Origin of the sequence: Nonomuraea sp. 10N515B, assembly GCF_052245915.1 — a bacterium.
Classification (GTDB): domain Bacteria; phylum Actinomycetota; class Actinomycetes; order Streptosporangiales; family Streptosporangiaceae; genus Nonomuraea.
This window is the reverse complement of record NZ_JBQQBQ010000226.1, coordinates 1-606: the sequence shown is the minus strand read 5'-3', so window position 1 is coordinate 606 and position 606 is coordinate 1. Positions and strand designations below refer to the sequence as shown.

General features: G+C 70.1%; 1 protein-coding gene. It reads left to right on the top strand.

The features are described from left to right. Nucleotides 1-26: 26 nt before the first annotated feature. Nucleotides 27-606 (top strand): condensation domain-containing protein (locus ACTWQA_RS59170; protein ID WP_443167529.1); only part of this gene is annotated, 580 nt, incomplete at its 3' end.

Below are 606 nucleotides of genomic sequence, written 5' to 3'. Positions count from 1 at the left end.
ATCACATCGCGGGGGACGGCTGGTCCATGGCCCCGCTGGCCCGGGACCTGCTCGCCGCCTGCATGGCCCGCTCGCAGGGCCATACACCGGAGTGGGAGCCGCTGCCGGTGCAGTACGCCGACTACACGCTGTGGCAGCGGCAGCTGCTCGGTGACGAGAACGACCCGGACAGCGTGTTCGCCCAGCAGGTGGACTACTGGAAGCAGCGGCTGGCCGGGCTGCCGGAGCAGCTCAACCTGCCCACCGACCGGCCCCGCCCGCCGGTGGCCACCTACCGGGGCGCTACTGTCCTCTTCCACCTGGACGCGGCGTTGCACCAGAATCTGGTCGAAGTGGCCCGCGAGTCGGGTGCCACGGTGTTCATGGTGCTGCAGGCGGCCATGGCCGCGCTGTTCACGCGCCTGGGTGCGGGCACCGACATCGCCCTGGGGTCGCCGGTCGCGGGCCGTACCGACGAGGCCCTCGAGGATCTGGTCGGGTTCTTCGTCAACACGCTGGTCCTGCGTACCGACACCTCCGGCGATCCCACCTTCACCGAGCTGCTTGAGCAGGTGCGCCAGACCAGCCTGGAGGCTTACCAGCACCAGGACGTGCCCTTCGAGCACC